Source organism: Ruminococcus callidus ATCC 27760, assembly GCF_000468015.1.
GTDB lineage: Bacteria > Bacillota > Clostridia > Oscillospirales > Ruminococcaceae > Ruminococcus_C > Ruminococcus_C callidus.
Map to the genome: position 1 here is coordinate 1 of NZ_KI260481.1, position 2,812 is coordinate 2,812.

Here is a 2,812-nt window from a genome sequence, read left to right on the forward strand (position 1 = left end):
TACAAGGTCAAGTATCACACGAAGATTACACGCCGCAAAAATCCCCCGGCGGGGCGAACAGGCGGCTTGCTATCCTTGGGCTGACCCGCCGCACAAAAATCTTTTCGCGGGCGAACAGGATTTGTCTGCAATATTTATAAATATTCATATCAATTGAGGTGATACCTATGGAATATTATCACATGGGAACTTATGACGTCGCTGTGATCGGTGCCGGTCATGCCGGTGTAGAAGCCGCCTTGGCTTCTGCCCGCCTTGGCTGCCGCACAGTGCTGTTTACCATATCTCTGGATCAGATCGCCAACATGCCCTGCAACCCGTCTATCGGCGGCACGGCAAAAGGGCATCTGGTGCGGGAGATCGACGCTCTGGGCGGCGAAATGGGAAAGGCTGCTGATGCCTGCTTTCTCCAGAGCCGTATGCTGAACCGCGGCAAAGGGCCGGCTGTCCACAGCCTGCGGGTACAGGCAGACCGCGTTCGCTACCACAACTACATGAAACAAGTCTGCGAAAAAACACCCCTGCTGGAGATCAAGCAGGCAGAGATCGCAGAGATCCAGACCGAAAACGGCAGAGTGACCGGTGTTGTCACTTCGCTGGGAGCACAGTACACCGTTTCCGCCGCCGTAGTTGCCACCGGCACATATCTGAACGGCAGAATCCACGTGGGACAGGTTTCCTACGAAAGCGGTCCCGATGCGGCTCTTCCCAGCCGTCCGCTGGGAAAAAATCTACAGGAACTGGGGCTGCGAATGCGGCGGTTCAAGACCGGTACTCCCTGTCGTGTCCACCGCCGGAGCATTGACTTTGATGCCATGGAACGGCAGGACGGCGATGAGGACATTGTGCCGTTTTCATTCGGCTCTGATCCGTCCCGGATGCACAATCAGGTTTCCTGCTACATCACCTATACCAACGAGGAAACCCACCGCATCATTCGGGAAAATCTTCACCGTTCGCCGCTGTTCTCCGGACAGATCGAGGGCATCGGCCCCCGCTACTGCCCGTCTATCGAAACCAAAATTGTCCGCTTTGCCGACAAGCCGCGGCATCAGCTTTTCGTGGAGCCGATGGGGCTGGAAACCGAGGAGTATTATTTGCAGGGCATGTCGTCCTCTCTGCCGGAAGATGTCCAGCTGGCATTTCTGCGGACGATCCGCGGACTGGAACATGTGGAGATCATGCGCCCGGCGTATGCTATCGAATATGACTGCGTAGACCCCACAGAACTGCGGGCATCGCTGGAGAGCAAGAAGATCGCCGGACTGTTCGGAGCAGGACAGTTCAACGGCAGTTCCGGCTACGAGGAAGCTGCCGCACAGGGACTGGTTGCCGGCATCAATGCCGCACTGGCAGTGCAGGGCAAGCCGGCGTTTGTCATGGACAGAGCCACTTCCTATATCGGCACGCTGGTAGACGATCTGGTGACCAAGGGCTGTGAGGATCCCTACCGCATGATGACTTCCCGCAGCGAGTACCGGCTGATCCTGCGGCAGGACAACGCTGACCAGCGTCTGATGCCGCTGGGACACGAACTGGGGCTGCTCTCCGAGGAACGCTATCAGCACATGCTGAAAAAATACCGCCTTGTGGCACAGGAGAAAAAGCGGGTGCTGAAAACCAATCTGGCACCTGCTCCGGAACTGAACGCGTTTCTGGAACAGCACGGCACCTCCGGCATCACTACCGGTTGTAAAGTCGCAGACCTGATTCGCCGTCCCCAGTTGGGCTATGCTGTCATTGCTCCTTTTGACCCCACCCGTCCGGCACTGGAACCGGTGATCGGGGAACAGGTGGAGATCCAGATCAAGTATGACGGCTATATTCCGAAGCAGCTGGAACAGATCGAACGCATGCGGAAGCTGGAAAACCGGAAGCTGCCGGAGGACTTGGACTACACCACCATTCACGGGCTGCGGCTGGAAGCTGCGGAAAAACTGAACGCCCACCGTCCCCAGAATCTGGGACAGGCGAGCCGTATCTCCGGCGTATCACCGGCAGATATTTCCGTGCTGATCGTCTGGGACGCTGCAAAGGAGGGAAATGCATGATGACATACGAAGCGGCGAAGCAGCTGTTTGACGGAGCAGGACTGCCTCTGACGGAGAGCCACTTTGCCCAGTTCCAGTGCTATCTGGCGGAACTGACGGAAACCAACCGGCACATGAACCTGACGGCGATCACCGAGCCGGCAGAGGCTTGGGAGAAGCATTTTCTGGACTGTGCGATCTTGCTGCAAAAGGTGCAGCTGCCGCTGGGGGCGACCTGTATTGACGTTGGCACCGGAGCCGGCTTTCCCGGCATGGTGCTGGCACTGCTGCGGCCGGATTTACAGGTGACACTGTTGGACAGCCTGCAAAAACGCATCGGGTTTCTGGAGCAGACGGCGGCAAAGCTGGGACTTGCCAACGTCCGCTGTATCCACGCCAGAGCCGAGGACGGGGCGAAGCTGCCGGAACTGCGGGAGCAGTTTGACATGGCGACTGCCAGAGCCGTGGCAGCCATGCCGGTGCTGACGGAATACTGCCTGCCGTTTGTGAAGCAGGGCGGCGTATTTGCCGCAATGAAAGGACCGTCGGAAACGGCGGAGCAGGCAGAAACAGCGGCGAAGCTGCTGGGCGGCGAGATCGTCGGCGAAGAAAGCTATACTCTGCCAACTGCCGGTGAACGGAAGCTGATCCGGATCCGGAAAACTGCCCCTACCCCGCAGAAGTACCCTCGCCGCAGCGATAAGATCAAGAAACAGCCGCTGGGGTGAGATAAGTAGGGGCAATGCCCACATCGCCCCGCAGGCTTGTGCATAAGCCTCCCC

At 58.1% G+C, this 2,812-nt stretch carries 2 protein-coding genes; both read left to right on the forward strand.

What is annotated here, in order from left to right:
• Positions 1 to 167: 167 nt before the first annotated feature.
• Positions 168 to 2,051 (forward strand): tRNA uridine-5-carboxymethylaminomethyl(34) synthesis enzyme MnmG, encoded by a 1,884-nt coding sequence (mnmG, locus tag RUMCAL_RS13160; protein WP_021683469.1) that lies wholly within the window; start codon positions 168 to 170, stop codon positions 2,049 to 2,051.
• Positions 2,048 to 2,758 (forward strand): 16S rRNA (guanine(527)-N(7))-methyltransferase RsmG, encoded by a 711-nt coding sequence (gene rsmG, locus RUMCAL_RS13165; RefSeq protein ID WP_021683470.1) that lies wholly within the window; start codon positions 2,048 to 2,050, stop codon positions 2,756 to 2,758. The genes mnmG and rsmG overlap by 4 nt, the downstream gene beginning before the upstream one ends.
• Positions 2,759 to 2,812 lie beyond the last annotated feature (54 nt).

Bases quoted from the DNA above. Each gene is read 5' to 3' on its own strand.
- mnmG (WP_021683469.1), top strand. From the start codon at position 168: ATGGAATATTATCACATGGGAACTTATGACGTCGCTGTGATCGGTGCC.
- rsmG (WP_021683470.1), top strand. From the start codon at position 2,048: ATGATGACATACGAAGCGGCGAAGCAGCTGTTTGACGGAGCAGGACTG.